At 71.9% G+C, this 19,318-nt stretch carries 14 protein-coding genes; 9 read left to right on the forward strand and 5 right to left on the reverse strand.

Annotated elements, in window-relative coordinates; translation table 11 throughout:
- Positions 1 to 4: 4 nt before the first annotated feature.
- Positions 5 to 829, forward strand: a complete 825-nt coding sequence (locus ACFYMO_RS09875) for a phosphatase (RefSeq protein ID WP_366769770.1) — start codon at positions 5 to 7, stop codon at positions 827 to 829.
- Here the strand turns inward: ACFYMO_RS09875 and tesB are convergent.
- The 3 genes from tesB to ACFYMO_RS09890 all read right to left on the reverse strand — a co-directional run bounded on the left by tesB (position 796) and on the right by ACFYMO_RS09890 (position 3,817).
- Complete coding sequence (tesB, locus tag ACFYMO_RS09880; protein WP_366769769.1) at positions 796 to 1,755, reverse strand: acyl-CoA thioesterase II; 960 nt, start codon at positions 1,753 to 1,755, stop codon at positions 796 to 798. The two genes, ACFYMO_RS09875 and tesB, sit on opposite strands and share 34 nt — an antisense overlap.
- A gap of 43 nt (positions 1,756 to 1,798) precedes the next feature.
- Positions 1,799 to 2,956 carry an acyl-CoA dehydrogenase family protein gene (locus ACFYMO_RS09885; protein ID WP_019357096.1) on the reverse strand — a complete coding sequence of 386 codons (1,158 nt, stop codon included), beginning with the start codon at positions 2,954 to 2,956 and terminating at the stop codon, positions 1,799 to 1,801.
- Between the two features lie 162 nt (positions 2,957 to 3,118).
- The gene (locus tag ACFYMO_RS09890) at positions 3,119 to 3,817 is read right to left on the reverse strand and encodes a TetR/AcrR family transcriptional regulator (RefSeq protein WP_388545448.1); all 699 of its coding nucleotides are present in this window, start codon (positions 3,815 to 3,817) and stop codon (positions 3,119 to 3,121) included.
- A gap of 184 nt (positions 3,818 to 4,001) precedes the next feature.
- Between ACFYMO_RS09890 and ACFYMO_RS09895 the strand changes: the two genes are divergently transcribed.
- The 4 genes from ACFYMO_RS09895 (at position 4,002) to ACFYMO_RS09910 (ending at position 10,273) form a co-directional block, all read left to right on the forward strand.
- Complete coding sequence (locus ACFYMO_RS09895) at positions 4,002 to 5,678, forward strand: carboxyl transferase domain-containing protein (RefSeq protein WP_366769767.1); 1,677 nt, start codon at positions 4,002 to 4,004, stop codon at positions 5,676 to 5,678.
- 118 nt (positions 5,679 to 5,796) lie between these two features.
- Complete coding sequence (locus tag ACFYMO_RS09900) at positions 5,797 to 7,980, forward strand: biotin carboxylase N-terminal domain-containing protein (protein ID WP_366769766.1); 2,184 nt, start codon at positions 5,797 to 5,799, stop codon at positions 7,978 to 7,980.
- A 98-nt stretch (positions 7,981 to 8,078) separates the two neighbouring features.
- On the forward strand, positions 8,079 to 9,104 hold the full coding sequence (locus ACFYMO_RS09905) for a hydroxymethylglutaryl-CoA lyase (RefSeq protein ID WP_366769898.1): 1,026 nt from the start codon (positions 8,079 to 8,081) through the stop codon (positions 9,102 to 9,104).
- Positions 9,105 to 9,106: 2 nt separating this feature from the next.
- Positions 9,107 to 10,273: an acyl-CoA dehydrogenase family protein gene (locus ACFYMO_RS09910; protein ID WP_388545452.1), complete on the forward strand. Its 1,167-nt coding sequence runs from the start codon at positions 9,107 to 9,109 to the stop codon at positions 10,271 to 10,273.
- An 808-nt stretch (positions 10,274 to 11,081) separates the two neighbouring features.
- On the opposite strand, the gene ACFYMO_RS09915 is transcribed toward ACFYMO_RS09910, so the two are convergent.
- Entirely contained in the window at positions 11,082 to 12,809 is a 1,728-nt protein-coding gene (locus ACFYMO_RS09915; protein WP_388545455.1) for a family 20 glycosylhydrolase, read from the reverse strand.
- 223 nt (positions 12,810 to 13,032) lie between these two features.
- Between ACFYMO_RS09915 and ACFYMO_RS09920 the strand changes: the two genes are divergently transcribed.
- Together ACFYMO_RS09920 and glmS are read left to right on the forward strand one after the other, a co-directional pair.
- Positions 13,033 to 13,311: a hypothetical protein gene (locus ACFYMO_RS09920; protein WP_019357089.1), complete on the forward strand. Its 279-nt coding sequence runs from the start codon at positions 13,033 to 13,035 to the stop codon at positions 13,309 to 13,311.
- A 71-nt stretch (positions 13,312 to 13,382) separates the two neighbouring features.
- Positions 13,383 to 15,209: a glutamine--fructose-6-phosphate transaminase (isomerizing) gene (glmS, locus tag ACFYMO_RS09925; RefSeq protein WP_019357088.1), complete on the forward strand. Its 1,827-nt coding sequence runs from the start codon at positions 13,383 to 13,385 to the stop codon at positions 15,207 to 15,209.
- 539 nt (positions 15,210 to 15,748) lie between these two features.
- On the opposite strand, the gene ACFYMO_RS09930 is transcribed toward glmS, so the two are convergent.
- Positions 15,749 to 16,270, reverse strand: coding sequence for a universal stress protein (locus ACFYMO_RS09930; RefSeq protein ID WP_019357087.1), 522 nt, complete (start codon positions 16,268 to 16,270; stop codon positions 15,749 to 15,751).
- 964 nt (positions 16,271 to 17,234) lie between these two features.
- Here ACFYMO_RS09930 and ACFYMO_RS09935 point away from each other — a divergent pair.
- Positions 17,235 to 18,662 (forward strand): helix-turn-helix domain-containing protein, encoded by a 1,428-nt coding sequence (locus ACFYMO_RS09935; protein WP_366769763.1) that lies wholly within the window; start codon positions 17,235 to 17,237, stop codon positions 18,660 to 18,662.
- Between the two features lie 28 nt (positions 18,663 to 18,690).
- Positions 18,691 to 19,296 carry an oligoribonuclease gene (gene orn / locus ACFYMO_RS09940; RefSeq protein WP_026004708.1) on the forward strand — a complete coding sequence of 202 codons (606 nt, stop codon included), beginning with the start codon at positions 18,691 to 18,693 and terminating at the stop codon, positions 19,294 to 19,296.
- Positions 19,297 to 19,318 lie beyond the last annotated feature (22 nt).

The raw sequence follows: 19,318 nt of genomic DNA on the forward strand, positions 1-19,318 counted from the left end.
GTACATGTCGCAGCCGCTCTCGCCCGTGCCCCTGGCCCTGCCGCTCCCGCCGGCGCCCTCCCGTGCCGAGCTGACCAGCCACCTGGTGCGCGCCCGGATCGCGGGGGACGTCGCCACACCGCGGGAGAACAACCTCTCCCACTACCGCAAGCTCGCCAACGGCGACCGGCACTACTGGCTCGGCCTGGAGCTGGGCGAACGCTGGGCGGACGAGCAGGACGTCCTCGCGGTGATGGCCGAACGCTGCGGCGTCAACGACGACCCGGACTACCGCAGCGGCCAGGACACCATCGACCCGGAGCTGACCGTGGCGGCCCTGGACCGGGCCGCCGCCGAACTCCGCAAGGCGGCGGAAGCGCGCGCCCGGGTGCTGTTCGCCACCGGGCATCCCGGCGCGCTGCTGGACATGCACGGCACCCTCGCCACCGCGCTGCGCGCCGCCGGCTGCGACATCGTCCGCACCCCGCTGCGGGTCTTCGCCGACGAGGGCGTCATCGTCCAGTTCCAGGGCGTCGCCGTCTACGAGCGGGGCGCCTCCCTGTGGCACACGCACTCCCCCCAGCCGATGGCCGGCGTGCTGCTGGGCCTGGAGCAGGCCGGCGAACCGCTGCCCGACCTGGTCGTGGCCGACCACGGCTGGGCGGGCCGGGCCGCACAGCAGGGGCTGACCACCGTCGGCTTCGCCGACTGCAACGACCCCGCACTCTTCCTGGGCGAGGCGGAGGGCACGCTGGAGGTCGCCGTGCCCCTGGACGACCACGTGGTCGACCCGCGCTACTACGAGCCGATGACCGCCTACCTGCTGTCCGCCGCGGGGCTCACGGGCTGATCCGCCGCCCGCCCCGCCGCGCCACCCGGCGCCCCCGCACGCCGCGCCCGGGGAACCCGGACGACACCCTCCTGGATCACGGAGACGACCAGCCGCCCGTCCCGGGTGAAGATCCGCCCCTTGCCGAGCCCCCGGCCGCCCTGCGCCGTGGGTGACTCCTGGTCGTAGAGCAGCCACTCGTCCGCGCGGAACGGGCGGTGGAACCACATCGCGTGGTCCAGGGAGGCCCCGACCACGTCACCGACGGCCCAGCCGCCCCGGCCGTGCGCGAGCAGCACGGAGTCCAGCAGCGTCATGTCCGAGACATAGGTCGCCAGGCAGATGTGCAGCATCGGGTCGTCCAGCTCGCCGTCCAGCTTCCCGTTGGTGCGGAACCACACCTGGGAGCGCGGCTCGCTCCGGCTGCCGACCCGGGCGAACGGCGGCTCCTCGACGTACCGCAGATCCACCGCGGCCCGCGCCCGCAGCAGGCGCTCGGGCACCTGCGGGTCGACGAACAGCTCCCGGTGGCGTGGCACCGTCTCCTCCGCGGTCGGCAGCGTCTCCGGATCGGGCGCCGGGGGCATCGGCTCCTGGTGCTCCATCCCCTCCTCGTGCGTCTGGAACGAGGCGGACAGATGGAAGATCGGCTGCCCGTGCTGCACCGCCACCACCCGGCGCGTGGTGAAGGAGCGGCCGTCGCGTATCCGGTCCACGGTGTAGACGATGTGCGCCCCGGGGTCCCCCGGACGCAGGAAGTACGCGTGCAGGGAGTGCGGCAGCCGCCCGGCCGGGACGGTGCGGCAGGCGGCGACCAGCGCCTGCGCCGCGACCTGTCCGCCGAAGACCCGGGGCACCAGGGAGGCGCGGCTGCCGCCCCGGAAGATGTCCTGCTCGATCCGCTCCAGGTCGAGCAGATCGAGCAGGTCGGTCAGTTCCTGGCTCATGTCGCCGCGGCCGCCCGGTGGTGCCGCGTCGGCGCCGGGCCGTTCACAGGCCCATCGACTTCGCGACGATGGAGCGCATGACCTCGCTGGTGCCGCCGTAGATGCGCGAGACGCGGGTGTCGGCGTACAGGTTGGCGATCGGGTACTCCAGCATGTAGCCGTACCCGCCGTGCAGCTGGAGGCACTTGTCGATGACCCGGGCCGCGGTCTCGGTGGTGAACAGCTTGGCCGAGGCGGCGTCCGCGGGGGTCAGCTCACCGGCGTCCAGCGCCTCCAGCGCGCGGTCCACGACGGCCTGCATCGCGTCCACGTCGGACTTGCAGTCGGCGAGCACGAACTTGGTGTTCTGGAAGGAGGCCACCTCCTTTCCGAAGACCGTCCGCTCCTTGACGTACTCGTGGGCGAAGCGCACCGCCGCCGCCGACATCGCGTAGGCGCCCAGCGCGATGCCCAGCCGCTCCTGGGGCAGGTTGTGGGTGAGGTAGGAGAACGCCTTGCCCTCCTCGCCCAGCAGGTCCTCGACCGGCACCTTGACGTCGGTGAAGGACAGCTCGGCGGTGTCGGAGGAGCGCAGCCCGAGCTTCTCCAGCTTGCGGCCGACCGCGTAGCCCTCGCTCCTGGCGTCCACCACGAGGATGGAGATGCCGCCGCGCCGGTCGGCCGGGTCCGGAGCCGCGGTGCGGGCGCAGACCAGCACCCGGTCGGCCTGGACGCCGCCGGTGATGAAGGTCTTGGCGCCGTTGAGGATGTAGTGCGTGCCGTCCTCGGACAGCTTGGCGGTGGTCTTCATCCCCGCCAGGTCGGAACCGGTGCCCGGCTCGGTCATGGCGATCGCGGTCATCATCTCGCCGGAGACGAAGGCCGGGAGCCAGCGCTTCTTCTGCTCCTCGGAGCCGTACTTGAGCAGGTAGGGGAGGCAGAGCGCGGTGTGCACACTGGAGCCGCCGAAGCTGACCCCGGCGCGGGCGCACTCCTCGGTGATCACCGCGTTGTACTTGAAGCTCGTCTCCCCCGCGCCGCCGTACTCCTCGGGGACCTCGATACCGAAGACGCCCAGCTCGCCGAGCTTCTTGTAGAAGTCCTTGGGGACATAGCCCTGCTCGGCCCACTGCGGGTAATGGGGCACGACCTCCGCCGCGATGAAGTCGCGGATCGTCCGGCGGAACGCTTCGTGGTCCTCGTTGAACACCGTGCGGCGCACAGCACGCCTCCTCGTCACCTCGGCATGGCTAAGCGCTTGCTCAGCCTACACACGTCAAAGCTACCGAGCAGTCACCTCGACTGTCCAGGGCGAACCGGCCCCGGCGCGGGTCAGCGCCCCGCTTCCTCCCGGGAGGAGGCACCGCTCCGGCCCGCCCGCCCGTCAGACCGCGGCGGCCGGCCCCTCGTGCCCGGCGGGCGGATACTCGGCCCGCACCGCGGAGTCGCCGCCCGGCCCCTCCGGCGGGGGCGCGGCGGACGAGAGCGCACCGCGGGCCAGGCGGTGCAGCAGTGCCGCCGTCGTCTCCCGGTCCGGCAGCGCCGAGGGGCCGCTCAGATGCGGCGTCGAGTTCAGCAGTCCGAAGACGGTGTGCACCGAGACCCGGGCCTCCAGCTCGGTCAGCCCCGGGTACAGCGCACGGACGGCCGAGACCCACAGCTCGACGTACTGCCGCTGGAGCTTGCGCACCTGCTTGCGGTCGGCCTCCCGCAACCGGTCCAGCTCCCGGTCGTGCAGGGTGATCAGCTCGCGGTCGTCCAGCGCGAAGTCGATGTGCCCCTCGATCAGCGCGTCCAGCGCGGCACCCGGCGGCAGATCCGCCGCCGCCGACTGCTCGGCCCGGCGCCGCCCCCCGTCGTAGAGCCGTCGGCTGATCCCGACCAGCAGCTCGGCCAGCATCGCGTCCTTGCCGGCGAAGTGGCGGTAGAGACCGGGGCCGCTGATGCCGACCGCCGCCCCTATCTCGTCGACGCCCACCCCGTGGAAGCCGCGCTCGGCGAAGAGCCGTGCGGCCTCCCGCAGGATCTGCTCCCGTCGGCTGGGTGCGGCCGTGCCTGCCGTCTTCGTCCTCATGCGGACCATTCTAGACAGTCGCGTTAGTCAGCGTTAACCTTGAGGCGTCGAGTTAACGCTGACTAACCGCGTTCGCCGACCGCGCTTGCTCGCGGTCATCGCGGTGTCCGCGTCGGCTCGTGGTGCGCCGCGCCGGACATGAGGTGGTGCGGCGGGAAGAGCGTGGTGTCGTGCGAGCGAGGGGGCCGGTCGGATGAACGAGCGAACAGTGCGGGACGTGAGCGGGCACGGGCCCGCAGCGCCGCGCCTGAGCAGCACCCTCGACCCCGGCTCGGACGCCGCCGCTGAGAACCGCAGAGCCCATCGCGAGCTGGCCGGACAGCTCCGGGAGAAGCTCGCGCGCGCCCGGCTCGGCGGCGGTGCTCGGGCACGCGAGCGGCACTCGGCGCGGGGAAAGCTGCTGCCGCGGGAGCGCGTGGACGCGCTGCTGGACCCCGGCTCCCCCTTCCTGGAGATCGCGCCGCTGGCGGCCGACGGGATGTACGACGACGCGGCGCCCGCCGCCGGGGTGATCGCGGGGATCGGCCGGGTCGCCGGCCGCGAGGTGGTGGTCGTCGCCAACGACGCCACCGTCAAGGGCGGCACCTACTACCCCATGACGGTCAAGAAGCACCTGCGTGCGCAGGAGATCGCCCTGGAGAACCGGCTGCCGTGCCTCTATCTGGTCGACTCCGGCGGCGCGTTCCTGCCGATGCAGGACGACGTCTTCCCCGACCGGGACCACTTCGGCCGGATCTTCTACAACCAGGCCCGGATGTCCGCCGCCGGTGTCCCGCAGATCGCCGCGGTCCTCGGCTCCTGCACCGCGGGCGGCGCCTACGTCCCCGCGATGAGCGACGAGGCGGTGATCGTGCGCGGACAGGGCACGATCTTCCTCGGCGGGCCGCCGCTGGTGAAAGCAGCGACCGGTGAGGTCGTGACGGCCGAGGAACTGGGCGGCGGCGAGACCCACTCCCGGGTCTCCGGAGTCACCGACCACCTGGCGGAGGACGACGCGCACGCGCTGCGCATCGTCCGCCACATCGTCGCCACGCTCCCCGCGCCCCCCGACGCCGCGGCCCTGCCCTGGGGCGTGCGGCCCGCCGAAGAGCCGGCTCTGGACCCGGCCGGGCTCTACGACGCGGTCCCCGCCGACTCCCGCACCCCCTACGACGTACGCGAGGTCATCGCCCGTGTGGTGGACGGCTCGCGGTTCCAGGAGTTCAAAGCGGAGTACGGCACCACCCTGGTCACCGGCTTCGCCCACGTACACGGCCACCCGGTCGGTGTGGTCGCCAACAACGGCATCCTCTTCTCCGAGTCGGCCCAGAAGGGCGCCCACTTCATCGAACTGTGCGACCAGCGCGGCATCCCGCTGCTCTTCCTGCAGAACATCTCCGGCTTCATGGTCGGCAAGGATTACGAGGCGGGCGGCATCGCCAAACACGGCGCCAAGATGGTCACCGCGGTGGCCTGCGCCCGGGTGCCGAAGCTGACGGTCGTGATCGGCGGCTCCTACGGCGCCGGCAACTACTCGATGTGCGGCCGGGCCTACAGCCCGCGCTTCCTGTGGATGTGGCCGAACGCCAAGATCTCCGTGATGGGCGGAGAGCAGGCCGCCTCGGTGCTGGCCACCGTCAAGCGGGACCAGTTGGAGGCCCGCGGCGAGGAGTGGAGCGCCGAGGAGGAAGAGGAGTTCCGCGCGCCCGTCCGCGCGCAGTACGAATCCCAGGGCAACGCCTACTACGCCACGGCACGGCTGTGGGACGACGGGGTGATCGACCCCCTGGAGACCCGCCAGGTGCTGGGGCTGGCCCTGACCGCCTGCGCCAACGCCCCGCTGCCCGGACGCGACCCGGAGGCGCCCCGCTTCGGCGTCTTCCGGATGTGAGGGGCCGGACGTGACACAGCCGAACGCGAAGGGGACCGCGGACGCGGCCGGAAGCACGACCGGGGCGGACCGCCTCGGGACCGGGAACCACGGGGTCGTGAGGACGAGGAGAGGGCCGATGTTCGACACGGTGCTGGTCGCCAACCGCGGCGAGATCGCGGTGCGGGTGATCCGGACGCTGCGCAGGCTCGGCATCCGCTCCGTCGCGGTGCACAGCGACGCGGACGCCGACGCCCGCCATGTGCGGGAGGCCGACACGGCCGTGCGGATCGGCCCCGCGGCGGCGGTCCACAGCTATCTGAGCGCGGACCGACTGCTGGAGGCGGCCCGCCGCAGCGGCGCGCAGGCCGTCCATCCGGGGTACGGCTTCCTCGCCGAGAACGCGGCGTTCGCCCAGCGCTGTACCGAGGCCGGCCTCGTCTTCATCGGTCCGCCCGCGGCAGCCATCGAGCTGATGGGCGACAAGATCCGCGCCAAGGAGACGGTGTCCGCGGCGGACGTGCCGGTGGTCCCCGGCTCCTCGGGCACCGGGCTGACCGACACCGAACTGGCCACCGCAGCCCGGCGGACGGGTCTGCCGGTGCTGCTCAAGCCCTCGGCGGGCGGCGGCGGCAAGGGCATGCGGCTGGTGCGGGACGAGGCGGCACTGCCCGACGAGATCGCCGCGGCGCGGCGCGAGGCCAAGGGCGCCTTCGGCGACGACGGGCTGCTCGTCGAGCGGTGGATCGACCGGCCGCGGCACATCGAGATCCAGGTGCTGGCGGACGGCCACGGCAACGTCCTGCACCTGGGCGAGCGCGAGTGCTCGCTCCAGCGCCGCCACCAGAAGATCATCGAGGAGGCGCCCAGCCCGCTGCTCGACGCGGCGACGCGCGAGGCGATGGGGCGGGCGGCGGTGAACGCGGCCCGCTCGTGCGGCTACCGGGGCGCGGGCACGGTCGAGTTCATCGTGCCGGGCGACGGCTCCGGGTCCTACTACTTCATGGAGATGAACACCCGGCTCCAGGTGGAGCATCCGGTCACCGAGCTGATCACCGGACTGGACCTGGTGGAATGGCAGGTGCGGGTGGCCGCCGGGGAACCGCTGCCCTTCGGGCAGGAGGAGATCGCCCTCGACGGGCACGCGGTGGAGGCCCGGATCTGCGCGGAGACGGCGCGGCGCACGCCCGGCTCCGAGGACGGGCACGTGGACTTCCTGCCCTCGGCCGGGCGGGTGCTGCTGCTGGAGGAGCCGCAGGGCGAAGGGGTGCGCACCGACTCGGGGCTCACCGAGGGCACCGAAGTGGGCACGACCTACGACCCGATGCTCTCCAAGGTCATCGCCTGGGGCCCCGACCGGGCCGCCGCGCTGCGCGGGCTGCGCGCGGCGCTCGCCCGCACCACGGTGCTCGGGGTGGACACCAACACGGCGTTCCTGCGTGCCCTGCTCGGCCACCCTGAGGTCGCCTCCGGCGAACTGGACACCGGCCTGGTGGACCGCGTGGCGGCCGAACTGCTGCCCGAGAGCGTGCCCGACGAGGTGTACGGCGCCGCAGCACTGCTGCGGCAGGCGGCGCTCGCTCCGGGGACCGGGACGGCGCAGCCCCCGATCGGCCCGCCGCAGACCGCGGCCGCCGCGTCCGCGACCGGCGGCTGGGTCAGCCCGTTCTCGGTGCCGTCCGGGTGGCGGCTCGGCGGGCAGCGGGCCTGGACGGTGCACTCGCTGCGGGTACCGGGCCGCGACTCCGTGGCGGTCCGGGTCCGGCCCACCGCACCGGACGGCAGGCGCCCCGAGGAACTGCCGGCCCCGGGCGAGATGGAGGTCAGCGTCGACGGCGCCACCCCGGTGCGGGCGCGACTGGCACCCGGCACCGGGACCGGCGGCCCGACCGTCCGGCTCGACTGGGACGGCATGAGCCGCACCCTCAGCCGCGTCCGATGCGGGGACGGTGACACCCCGGGCGTGTGGCTGGGCAGGGACGGCGAAGCCTGGCAGGTGCGCGACCACGACCCGGTGGCGGACGCGTTGCGGCGGGCCGGTGGCGCACACGGGGCCGACGCGCTGACCGCGCCCATGCCGGGCACCGTCACGGTGGTCAAGGCGGCCGTCGGCGACGAGGTCGCCGCGGGCCAGAGCCTGCTGGTGGTGGAGGCCATGAAGATGGAGCACGTGATCACGGCACCGCACGCGGGCCGGGTGGCCGAACTGGAAGTCACGGCGGGCAGCACCGTGGCGATGGACCAGGTGCTCGCGGTCGTGGACCCGGCCGCCGACGGCGCACCGACGACCGGAACGGAAGCGGCAACGGAGGTGACGGGATGACGGACGCGACGAACTCTCCGGAACACACCGCTCCGGGGCGCCCCGCGGCTCCGGCCGCCGGCCCGGTGGACAACGGCGACACCCCGGGTGAGCTGCCGATGGTCTTCCCCATGGCGGGGCTGCCCTCCCAGGTGCGGATCCACGAGGTGGGGCCGCGGGACGGGCTGCAGAACGAGGCGGCGCTCGTCCCCGTCGAGGTGAAGGCGGAGTTCATCCGGCGGCTGGCCGCAGCCGGGCTGCGCACCGTGGAGGCCACCAGCTTCGTGCACCCCAAGTGGGTCCCCCAGCTCGCCGACGCGGAGGAGCTGTATCCGCGCCTGACGGAGCTGGAGGGGGTGCGGCTGCCGGTGCTGGTTCCCAACGCGCGCGGCCTGGAGCGCGCGGCGGCGCTGGGCGCGCGGGAGGTGGCGGTGTTCGCCAGCGCCACGGAGTCGTTCGCCAAGGCCAACCTGAACCGCACGGTGGACGGCGCGCTGGAGATGTTCGAGCCGGTGGTGGCGCGCGCCAAGAGCACCGGCCTCCGCGTGCGCGGCTATCTGTCGATGTGCTTCGGCGACCCGTGGGAGGGCCCGGTCCCGGTCGACCAGGTGGTGCGGGTGTGCCGGGCGCTGGCCGGCATGGGCTGCGACGAGCTGAGCCTGGGCGACACCATCGGCGTCGCCACTCCCGGCCATGTCCACGCGCTGCTCACGGCGCTCGGTACGGCGGGGCTGCCCGCTTCGGGTGTGCCCGCCGACTCCGCTCCGCCCGGCGGCCCCACGCTCGCCGTGCACTTCCACGACACCTACGGCCAGGCGCTCTCCAACACCCTCGCGGCACTCCAGCACGGAGTGGCCACGGTGGATGCCTCGGCCGGCGGGCTGGGCGGCTGTCCGTACGCCAAGAGCGCCACGGGCAACCTCGCCACCGAGGATCTGGTCTGGATGCTGCACGGCCTCGGTATCGAGACGGGCGTCGATCTGTCCCGGCTCAGCGCCACCAGCACCTGGATGGCGCAGCAGCTGGGCCGCCCCAGCCCCTCCCGAACGGTTCGGGCCCTCGCCGGCCCGGCCGCTTCCGCCGCTTCCCCCTCTTCCGCGGAGTCCCGGAACACCCCGGCCTCCCCCGCCTCCAAGGAGCAGTGAGCATGGCACTCGACCACCGTCTCACCCCCGAGCACGAGGAACTGCGCCGCACCGTCGAGGAGTTCGCCCACGATGTGGTCGCCCCCAAGATCGGTGAGTTCTACGAGCGGCACGAGTTCCCGTACGAGATCGTCCAGCAGATGGGCTCCATGGGCCTGTTCGGCCTGCCCTTCCCGGAGGAGTACGGCGGGATGGGCGGCGACTACCTCGCGCTCTGCCTCGCCCTGGAGGAGTTGGCCCGGGTCGACTCCTCGGTGGCCATCACGCTGGAGGCGGGGGTGTCGCTGGGCGCGATGCCCGTGTACCTCTTCGGCACCGAGGAGCAGAAGCGGGAGTGGCTGCCCCGGCTGTGCGCGGGCGAGATGCTGGGCGCCTTCGGGCTGACCGAGCCCGAGTGCGGTTCGGACGCGGGCGGCACCCGCACCACCGCCGTCCTGGACGAGGAAGCCGGGGAATGGGTGATCAACGGCAGCAAGTCCTTCATCACCAACTCCGGCACGGATATAACGGGCCTGGTCACGGTGACCGCTGTCACCGGGCGCAAGGAGAACGGCGCCCCGCGCATCTCGACCGTCATCGTCCCCTCCGGCACCCCTGGGTTCACGGTGGCGCCCGCCTACTCGAAGGTCGGCTGGAACGCGTCGGACACCCATGAGCTGTCCTTCACGGATGTGCGTGTGCCCCGCGCCAATCTGCTCGGCGAGCAGGGCCGCGGCTACGCCCAGTTCCTGCGGATCCTGGACGAGGGCCGGATCGCGATCTCCGCACTGGCCACCGGGCTCGCCCAAGGCTGTGTGGACGAGTCGGTCCGCTACGCCAACACCCGTACGGCGTTCGGCAAGCCCATCGGCGCCAACCAGGCCATCCAGTTCAAGATCGCGGACATGGAGATGCGGGCCCACACCTCACGGGTGGCCTGGCGGGACGCGGCTGCCCGGCTGCTGGCCGGCGAGCCGTTCAAGAAGGAGGCGGCGCTGGCCAAGCTGTACTCCTCCGAGAGCGCCGTCACCAACGCGCGTGAGGCCACCCAGGTCCACGGCGGCTACGGATTCATGAACGAGTACCCGGTGGCACGCATGTGGCGGGACGCGAAGATCCTGGAGATCGGCGAGGGCACCAGCGAGGTCCAGCGCATGCTGGTGGCCCGCGAGTTGGGCGTGGGCGAGTAACCCGCGTACCCCGCGGCTGAACAGAGCCCCGCCCGTGGTCGGCCCCGCCCCGGGGGGTGCGCACCCGGTGATGCTTCGACCGGGGCGGGGTTCTGGCCGTCATCCGTGGTGCCGGTTGCGGCGATAGGCAGGCCGTCCACCTGCCCGGCGAATCGCAGGCAAGCGAGAAACCGTTCGAGGTGTCGTGCGGAGCCATGAAACCATGTTCGGCATGATGACGAACCGAAAGGCCCATGCCGCGTAGACGGCCAGGACACATCCGGGCCGGCATCTCCCACCGCCACCGGACACCAGACGCAAACCCCGTCATCGACGGCCTGTCCTCGCGTGCTCTGTCAGAGATCTACCGTCTCGAGCGCACCCGGAACTATCTGCAGCCAGGCGATATCAGTGCAGCCACGCGCTTGTGGAAGGACTACGTCCGTCGTCCCGAGCGTGAGCTGTGGCACGACTACGAGTGGGGCACCATGTACTGGTGCTGCTGTGGCAATCCGCTGGAAGCGCGTGCTCTCCTCGACACGGTGATGCAGGCCATGTCGCCTCGCGCTGCCCGCGAACTCCGGCGGACCATCAGCAGGTTTGATGACGTATGGAACCAACCGTCACCTTCTTATGCCACGGGCTGAGGATGCAGGACACGCTGAGGAGAACCGCCCTCCGCGGAGACCGCTCCCGCGACGGTCCCGCTTCCCCGTATGGGGAAGGCTCCCTGCTCGAAGCGTGCTTCGCAGGGTTCTGGGGCCTCCGCGGCGTTCTCCGCGGCGCCGTGCGGTGACGGCGCCGCGGATCCGGTACCGCCCGGGTGCGGTCAGTGGGGCCAGGGGACCTGAGGTGAGCGGTAGTAATTGATCCCCATCCGCTCCCAGCGGCTGCCCTGCCGGGCCAGTCGCTCCCGGTAGCCGTCCCAGTCGTGGGTGGCGGCGGGCGACCAGCCCAGTTCGGCCAGCCCTGGCAGGCGCGGGAAGGCCAGGTATTCGAGCTGTGCGCTGGTCTCGATGGTCTCCGACCACAGCGGCGCCTCGACTCCGAGGACGGCCTCCTCGGGTACTCCTTCCAGGTAGCGGGCCGGGTCCCAGTCGTAGGAGCGCCGCACGGGCACGTATCCGGCCCAGGAGAGCCCCAACGGGGTGTCCTTGTCGTATTTCATGTCCAGGTAGGCCCGGTCGGCCGGGGAGAGCACCAGTGTGGTGCCCTGCCGCGCGGCCTCGGCGACCTGACGGCGCTCCTCGGCTCCGGTCCGGTCGTAGCCCCAGTACTGGGCGACGGTGCCGGGAGCGGGTGCGGCGGTGATCTGATGCCAGCCGACGGCCTGTTTGCCGTATGCGGCGACGAGGGGCTGTACGCGCCGCATGAAGGCGACGTAGTCCTCGTGAGTGGTGGAGTGCGCCTCGTCGCCGCCGATGTGGAGGTAGCGGCCGGGGGTGAGGGCCGCCAGTTCGCGGAGCACGTCGCCGACGAAGTCGTAGGTCCGTTCCAGGGACACGCACAGGGAGCTGAATCCGACCTCGGTGCCGGTGTAGCGGGGCGGCGCCTTGCCGTCGCAGTTGAGTTCGGCGTAGGAGGCGAGTGCCGCGTTGGTGTGGCCGGGCATGTCGATCTCGGGGACGACGGTCAGGTGCCGGGCCGCGGCGTAGCGCACGATCGCACGGTAGTCGGCCTTGGTGTAGAAGCCGCCGGGCCCGCCGCCGACCTCGGTGCCGCCGCCGTAGTCGGCCAGCCGGGGCCAGGAGTCGATGGCGAGGCGCCAGCCCTGGTCGTCGGAGAGGTGCAGATGGAGGGTGTTGATCTTGTAGAGGGCGAGCTGGTCGATGTACCGCTTGACCGCCGGGACGGGGAAGAAGTGGCGGGAGACGTCCAGCATGGCGCCGCGGTAGGAGTAGCGCGGGGTGTCGGTGATGACGCCCCCGGCGAGCTGCCAGGGGCCGGGCTGCTCGGTACGGGCCTCGACGGCGGCGGGGAGGAGCTGGCGGATGGTCTGCACCCCGTGGAAGAGCCCGGCGGCGTCCCGGGCGGTGAGCCGCGCGGCGCGTGCGCCCACCTCGAGCCGGTAGCCCTCGCCGCCCGGCGCCCGGTCGCCGTCGAGCCGCAGGTGGATGCCGTCGCGCCCGGGGCGGGTGGTGATGGGCAGCCGGTAGCCGGTGGCGGGCCGCAGCAGTGCGGCGAGCTGTTCGGCCACCTCCCGCGCCTCCCACGCCTCCCGTGCCTCCCGTGCGGACCCCGCCTCCCGTGCGGACCCCGCCTCCCGCGCGGTGCCACTGGTGCCGCTGTCCGGCCCGCCCTGCTGCGGCCGGTTCCCGCGGCGGTCGGGCGCCCGGTCGGCCGCGGTGTGCACACGGATCACCGTCCGCGGGGTGAGCGTGTAGGGCCTGCCTCGCTCCTGCACCGAGGCGGGTGCAGGTATCACCTGATCGAGTGGTGTGGGCCGGGCTCTGGCACGCGCGGAGGCCGCATCGGCCGCGCCGGGGGTGGCGGGCAGTGCGGAGGCGGCAAGCAGCGAGGCGCACAGGACCAGTAACGGTGTGAGTCGTCGTCCCATCAGCGATCCCTCCGGGATCCGCGGCGGGCCCGGGTGAACGGTCCTTCACCGGGGTGGCGCACTCTCAACGAAAGCCGTGTTCAGGACACTTCGTCATACTGACGGCCGCACATGAAGCCGGGAAGGGATCGGTACGTACCTTTTCTGGTCCGTTTTCGCCACGCCGTGCCCGCTATCGGGCAGATTTCTTGCGATCGAGGCGTGGAAACCGCAGTATCGACGAGTGCTCGACGCCCCGACACCGGTCCACGACGACCTCATCGACCACCTGGTCCGCACCACTCCGCTGCAGCGCGGCGAGGCGGTCCGGGTGGTGCTGGACGTCCTGTCGTATTTCGACGAGACGGCCGCCGAGTTCGTCCGCCGTCGGCACCGCGAGCTCCAGGCCAAGGGCCTGGCGAACCCGGAGATCTTCGAACGCATCGAGGCCGAGCTGCCGCACCGGGCCGTCGCACCGCCCGAGCTGTCCCTCAGACAGCTCCGCCGCATCGTGTACGGCTGAGCGCGGAGCAGCGCCGGCAGAGGCAGAGCATCCTCAACAACGGCACGACAGAGAGGCAGGGCATCAGCAGTATGTGCGGAATTGTCGGGTATATCGGTAAGCGTGACACCGCCCCGCTCCTGCTGGAGGGCCTCCAGCGGCTGGAGTACCGCGGCTACGACTCGGCGGGCATCGCCATCCAGACCGGTACGGGCGGCAAGGCGGGCGGGCTGAAGACCGCCAAGACCAAGGGCAGGGTCCGGGACCTGGAGGAGCGCGTCCCCAAGCGGTTCACCGGCAGCGCCGGGATCGCCCACACCCGCTGGGCCACCCACGGCGTGCCCAACGACGTCAACGCCCACCCGCATCTGGACCCGGCCGAGAAGGTCGCCGTCGTCCACAACGGCATCATCGACAACGCCGCAGAACTGCGCGCCAAGCTCACGGCGGAGGGCGTCACCTTCGTCTCCGACACCGACACCGAGGTGCTGGCCCACCTGATCGCCGCGGCGCAGGCCGAGCGCCTGGAGGCCCGTGTCCAGGAGGCACTGCGCCACGTCGAGGGCACCTACGGCATCGCCGTGCTGCACGCCGACTTCCCGGACCGCATCGTGGTGGCGCGCAACGGCTCGCCCGTGGTGCTGGGCATCGGCGAGAACGAGATGTTCGTCGCCTCGGACGTCGCCGCGCTGGTCTCCCACACCCGCCAGGTGGTCACGCTGGACGACGGCGAGATGGCCACCATCAAGGCCGGCGACTACCGGACCTACACCACTGAGGGCTCCCGCACCTCCTCCTCGCCGGAGACGGTGGAGTACGCCGCCGAGTCCTACGACCTGGGCGGCCACGACACCTACATGCACAAGGAGATCGCCGAGCAGGCGGACGCGGTGGACCGGGTGCTGGCCGGGCGCATCGATGACCGGTTCGCCACCGTGCACCTCGGCGGCCTCAACCTCGACCCGCGCGAGGCCCGCGCCGTGCGCCGGGTGAAGATCCTCGGCTGCGGCACCTCGTACCACGCCGGTCTCATCGGCGCCCAGATGATCGAGGAGCTGGCCCGCATCCCCGCCGACGCGGAGCCCGCCAGCGAGTTCCGGTACCGCAACGCGGTGGTGGACCCCGACACCCTCTACATCGCCGTCTCGCAGTCCGGGGAGACCTACGACGCGCTCGCCGCGGTGCAGGAGCTCAAGCGCAAGGGCGCCCGGGTGCTCGGCGTCATCAACGTCGTCGGCTCGGCCATCGCCCGGGAGGCCGACGGCGGGGTCTACGTGCACGCCGGGCCCGAGGTCTGCGTCGTGTCCACCAAGTGCTTCACCAACACGGTGGTCGCCTTCGGACTCCTCGCGCTGCACCTGGGCCGCATCCGCGACCTGTCGGTCAAGGACGGCAAGCGCATCATCGAAGGGCTGCGCCGGCTGCCCGACCAGATCGCCGAGATCCTCAAGCAGGAGCCGGAGATCGAGAAGCTGGCGAAGCTGTACGCGGACGCCCGCTCCATGCTCTTCATCGGGCGGGTGCGCGGCTACCCTGTGGCCCTTGAGGCCTCCCTCAAGCTGAAGGAGGTCTCCTACATCCACGCCGAGGCGTACCCGGCCTCCGAGCTCAAGCACGGACCGCTGGCGCTGATCGAGCCCGCGATGCCGACGGTCGCGATCGTGCCCGAGGACGATCTGCTGGAGAAGAACCGGGCGGCGCTGGAGGAGATCAAGGCACGCAGCGGCCGCATCCTGGCCGTGGCCCACCAGGAGCAGGAGAAGGCCGACCACACCATCCTGGTGCCGAAGAACGAGGACGAGCTGGACCCGATCCTGATGGGCATCCCGCTGCAGCTGCTGGCGTACCACACGGCGCTCGCCCTGGGACGGGACATCGACAAGCCCCGCAACCTGGCCAAGTCGGTCACCGTGGAGTAGGAGCGGTCCGCCGTCCACCACGGGGTGCGGTCGCCCGGATGGGCGGGATCCCGCGCGGGCCACCATCCGCGCGGGATCCCGCCTCCCCTGTGCCGGCGTCGCCCATTACGCCGGCGGGTGGGCCACCGGACGGGACCGTCACCTTCCACCCGGTGGCGCGCCCTCGGGTCTCGGCCACCCGTGTGCTGTCTGTATGCCCCTCGCAAGCGCACAACCCACCTCTACGGGTGGGTAGATTTGTCGATGCACTCCGTGCCGGGCCGAGCGCGCGGCGGACCCGGGACGAGCCCCGGGTGCGGTCGAAGTCGGCTCCCGTGCAAGGGAGTCGGCCGAGACGTGCGGAAGACCCGGCGGTCCCGGCGAAACGGCACCCGGGAACACGGCGGCACGCGGCGGCGCCCGGGGATGCGGCGAATCGGCACCGGCGGCGCGAGGGCGAGGAGCAGTCGCGAGTCCAGGGGTCCAGGTGCCGCGGCCCACAACGGGCCGGGGCGCACAGCGTGCCTGCGCCGGGCGCACAGCGCGCCGCGCGGGGTGGGTCAGGGGACGACGATGACCGGGCGCTGGGCCCGCCGCGCGAGGCGTCCCGCGACCGAGCCGAAGATCCGTCCCACGAGTCCGTGCGTCGAGCCGACCACGATGGCGTCGGCCGCGTACTCGCTGCCGACCTCCTCCAGTTCGTGGCAGATGTCGCCGCCGCGCTCCACCAGGATCCAGGGCACTTCCGCCAGATGATCGGCGCAGGCGAGTTCCAGCCCGAGCACTTCGGTGCGGTGGTCGGGGACGTCGACGAAGACGGGCGGTTCGCAGCCCGCCCACACCGTGGTGGGCAGCCGGTTGGCGACATGGACGATGATCAGACCGGAGCCCGAGCGGTAGGCCATGCCGATGGCGTACGCCAGGGCGCGCTCGCTGGAGACCGAGCCGTCGAAACCGACGACGACGCCGTGCTGGAACGCCGGATCGCAGGAGTGGCGCGTCTCGTCCGCCGCTTCGGGGATCGCCGTGGAGTCGGCGACCTGCCTGCGGTCTGCTGGTTCAGGGATCTCGTGTCCTGCCATGAGTGTCTCGGCGAAGTGAGTCCTCTGTGCAGAGGGACGACGGACGGCTTGCGCTCTCTCGGATCTGCTCGGACGGATCGGCTGGGTGCTGCACGGCCTCGCATGAAGACCGGGAATCGTCTTCCCAAGTCCCTTACCCAAAGGGTACGACCGCACTCCCCGCTTGCCCAGGCAATGCGGAGCGGGTGCCGGGAGCGGTTGACCCCGGAGCATGCCTGAGCGCGGGCCGCAGCGCAATGCCGCGTTACGCCCCTTACGCGCCTCCTTGACCGACGCGTAACACGCCTGCCGCCGGAAGTGGCGCGGAACCACCCGGTCCGCCACCCCGCGCACCCCCTGTGTCGCATCGGTCACGCGCCGTGGGAGCGCCCCCCGCCGCGCCACACGCCCGGAGCCCCCGGCGCCAGGTGGCGCGCCGGGGGCATTCTGTCCCGATCATTGCGTTGGCGCGAGACCGTCTCTCGCGGCGCGCACCGGCACACACCGGCGCGCACAGAGCCACAAAATGTCACGCACCGTCGCATGTTGCACACGTTGAGCGCACTTCACCTGTCACACATACCTCATGCGCCTCTGGAGTCACGACACAGCACCACACGCGTGACCGAATCGCACGTCTGATCCCCCTCGAATTTCAGCCAACTTGGCACAGTGTCAGAACCTGCGCCGCCTCTCCCGTCCGACCCCCTGCCACCAGGGAGGAAAGGAGCGGCACGCGGGTGTGCACCCTACGTTGATGGGGCAGAGAGGGCATGCGTACTTCCCTGCAGCGCAGTTGAGTGAAACGCTTCGTGATCGAATGCTTCACGCCAAGTTGCCTTATCGACATAGCGCCGGATGCCGAACTTGCACCGCCCACCTCATCCGACGCAGTAGATTCGATCTTGGCTTTCACTGCGGGGGAGAGCGGGGGAGATGTGTATGGACCGAGAGGAACACAACGATTGAGGGGGGCTTAGTTCCAATGAGCCAGGACTCCACGAACGGCCCAGTCGAGACCCGCAAGCTGGCCGCGCGCCGCCGGCGCGAGATCGTGGCGGTGTTGCTCTTCAGCGGTGGTCCCATCTTCGAGAGTTCCATCCCGCTCTCCGTCTTCGGAATCGACCGCCAAGACGCCGGAGTTCCGCGCTACAGGCTGCTCATCTGCGCGGGTGAGGACGGACCACTGCGCACCACCGGCGGGCTCCAGCTGAGCGCGCCGTTCGGACTGGAGGCGATCTCCCGCGCGGGCACCGTGGTCGTGCCCGCCTGGCGCTCCATCACCCAGCCGCCACCACCGGGGGCGCTGGAGGCACTGCGCAGGGCGCACGAGGAGGGGGCCCGCGTCATAGGCCTGTGCACCGGCGCCTTCGTCCTCGCCGCGGCCGGACTGCTGGACGGGCGCCCGGCCACCACCCACTGGATGTACGCACCGACGCTGGCCAAGCGCTACCCGGCCGTCCACGTCGATCCGCGCGAACTGTTCGTGGACGACGGGGACATCCTCACCTCCGCCGGTACGGCCGCGGGCATAGACCTGTGCCTGCACGTCGTACGGAGCGACCACGGAGCCGAGGCGGCCGGTGCGCTGGCCCGCCGGCTGGTCGTCCCGCCGCGCCGCGGCAACGGCCAGGAGACCGGCGGCCATCCCCGCCACCTGGACCGCTCCTTACCAGAGGAGATCGGCGCCGACCCGCTCGCCGAGGTCGTCGCCTGGGCGCTGGAGCACCTCCACGAGCAGTTCGACGTGGAGACCCTCGCCGCGCGCGCGTACATGAGCCGCCGCACCTTCGACCGGCGCTTCCGGTCTCTCACTGGGAGCGCTCCACTGCAGTGGCTGATCACCCAGCGGGTGCTCCAGGCGCAGCGCCTGCTGGAGACGTCGGACTACTCCGTGGACGAGGTGGCGGGCCGCTGCGGCTTCCGCTCGCCCGTCGCGCTGCGCGGCCACTTCCGCCGCCAGCTCGGCGCCTCGCCCGCCGCCTACCGGGCCGCGTACCGCGCGCGCCGGCCGGACGGGGAGCAGGCACACGAGAGCGCGGGGGCACCGCCGGGAGCAGCGGGGGGCGCCGGGAACGGCGTTCCGGGCCCGGGCGGCCAGGGCGGCGAAGGTCCGCTGCGCCTACCCCACCAGTCCCATCAGTCCCAGCACTCCGGGCCGGGGCAGGGGTACGGCCAGCCCGGCCACGCCGGACCGGCGGGGCACTCGGGACACCCAGCGCATCCAGCGCATCCGGGCGGCCACGAGTCGGGAGCGACGGGCGGACCGTCGGCGTACGGCACCAGGCAGGAGGCCCGACAGGAAGTGAGGGAATACCGAAGCACTCCGCACAGCCGCCCGGAACAGGGCAAACCGGAATCGGACGCGTTCGCCCCGCGGGTTCCCGGCCAGCGCGGCCGCGGGACGAGCTGAGCGGGCCGGGTCACGTACTGTGAAGAGCATGAACGATCGCATGGTGTGGATCGACTGCGAGATGACCGGCCTCTCGCTGTCCGATGACGCGCTCATCGAGGTGGCCGCGCTGGTGACCGACTCGGAGCTGAACGTACTCGGCGACGGCGTGGACATCGTGATCCGCCCGCCCGCGCACGCCCTGGAGGCGATGCCGGAGGTGGTGCGCGAGATGCACACCGCCTCCGGCCTGCTGGAGGAGCTGGACGGCGGCACGACACTGGCCGACGCCGAGGCCCGGGTCCTGGCCTACGTACGCGAGTGGGTGCCGGACGCCCGCCGGGCGCCGCTGTGCGGCAACTCCGTCAGCACCGACCGCGGCTTCCTCGCCCGCGACATGGCCGCGCTCGACAGCCACCTGCACTACCGCATCGTGGATGTCTCCTCGGTCAAGGAGCTGGCCCGCCGCTGGTACCCGCGCGCCTACTACAACAGCCCGGAGAAGAACGGCAACCACCGGGCGCTGGCCGACATCCGCGAGTCCATCGCGGAACTGCGCTACTACCGGGAGGCCGTCTTCGTGCCCCAGCCGGGACCCGACTCGGAGACGGCGAAGAAGATCGCGGCCCGGCACGTGCTGCCCCCGGCGGACTGACCCGCGGGGTCTCCGGGCCCGG

Source organism: Streptomyces sp. NPDC007025, assembly GCF_042869455.1.
GTDB lineage: Bacteria > Actinomycetota > Actinomycetes > Streptomycetales > Streptomycetaceae > Streptomyces.

What these genes read in the sequence shown, in the direction of transcription:
- ACFYMO_RS09935 (WP_366769763.1), top strand. Translation starts at nt 17,235, where the DNA reads ATGAGCCAGGACTCCACGAACGGCCCAGTCGAGACCCGCAAGCTGGCC.
- ACFYMO_RS09910 (WP_388545452.1), top strand. Translation starts at nt 9,107, where the DNA reads ATGGCACTCGACCACCGTCTCACCCCCGAGCACGAGGAACTGCGCCGC.
- ACFYMO_RS09895 (WP_366769767.1), top strand. Translation starts at nt 4,002, where the DNA reads ATGAACGAGCGAACAGTGCGGGACGTGAGCGGGCACGGGCCCGCAGCG.
- glmS (WP_019357088.1), top strand. Translation starts at nt 13,383, where the DNA reads ATGTGCGGAATTGTCGGGTATATCGGTAAGCGTGACACCGCCCCGCTC.
- ACFYMO_RS09900 (WP_366769766.1), top strand. Translation starts at nt 5,797, where the DNA reads ATGTTCGACACGGTGCTGGTCGCCAACCGCGGCGAGATCGCGGTGCGG.
- ACFYMO_RS09890 (WP_388545448.1), bottom strand. Translation starts at nt 3,817, where the DNA reads ATGGTCCGCATGAGGACGAAGACGGCAGGCACGGCCGCACCCAGCCGA.
- ACFYMO_RS09905 (WP_366769898.1), top strand. Translation starts at nt 8,079, where the DNA reads ATGGTCTTCCCCATGGCGGGGCTGCCCTCCCAGGTGCGGATCCACGAG.
- tesB (WP_366769769.1), bottom strand. Translation starts at nt 1,755, where the DNA reads ATGAGCCAGGAACTGACCGACCTGCTCGATCTGCTCGACCTGGAGCGG.
- ACFYMO_RS09915 (WP_388545455.1), bottom strand. Translation starts at nt 12,809, where the DNA reads ATGGGACGACGACTCACACCGTTACTGGTCCTGTGCGCCTCGCTGCTT.
- ACFYMO_RS09930 (WP_019357087.1), bottom strand. Translation starts at nt 16,270, where the DNA reads ATGGCAGGACACGAGATCCCTGAACCAGCAGACCGCAGGCAGGTCGCC.
- ACFYMO_RS09875 (WP_366769770.1), top strand. Translation starts at nt 5, where the DNA reads ATGTCGCAGCCGCTCTCGCCCGTGCCCCTGGCCCTGCCGCTCCCGCCG.
- orn (WP_026004708.1), top strand. Translation starts at nt 18,691, where the DNA reads ATGAACGATCGCATGGTGTGGATCGACTGCGAGATGACCGGCCTCTCG.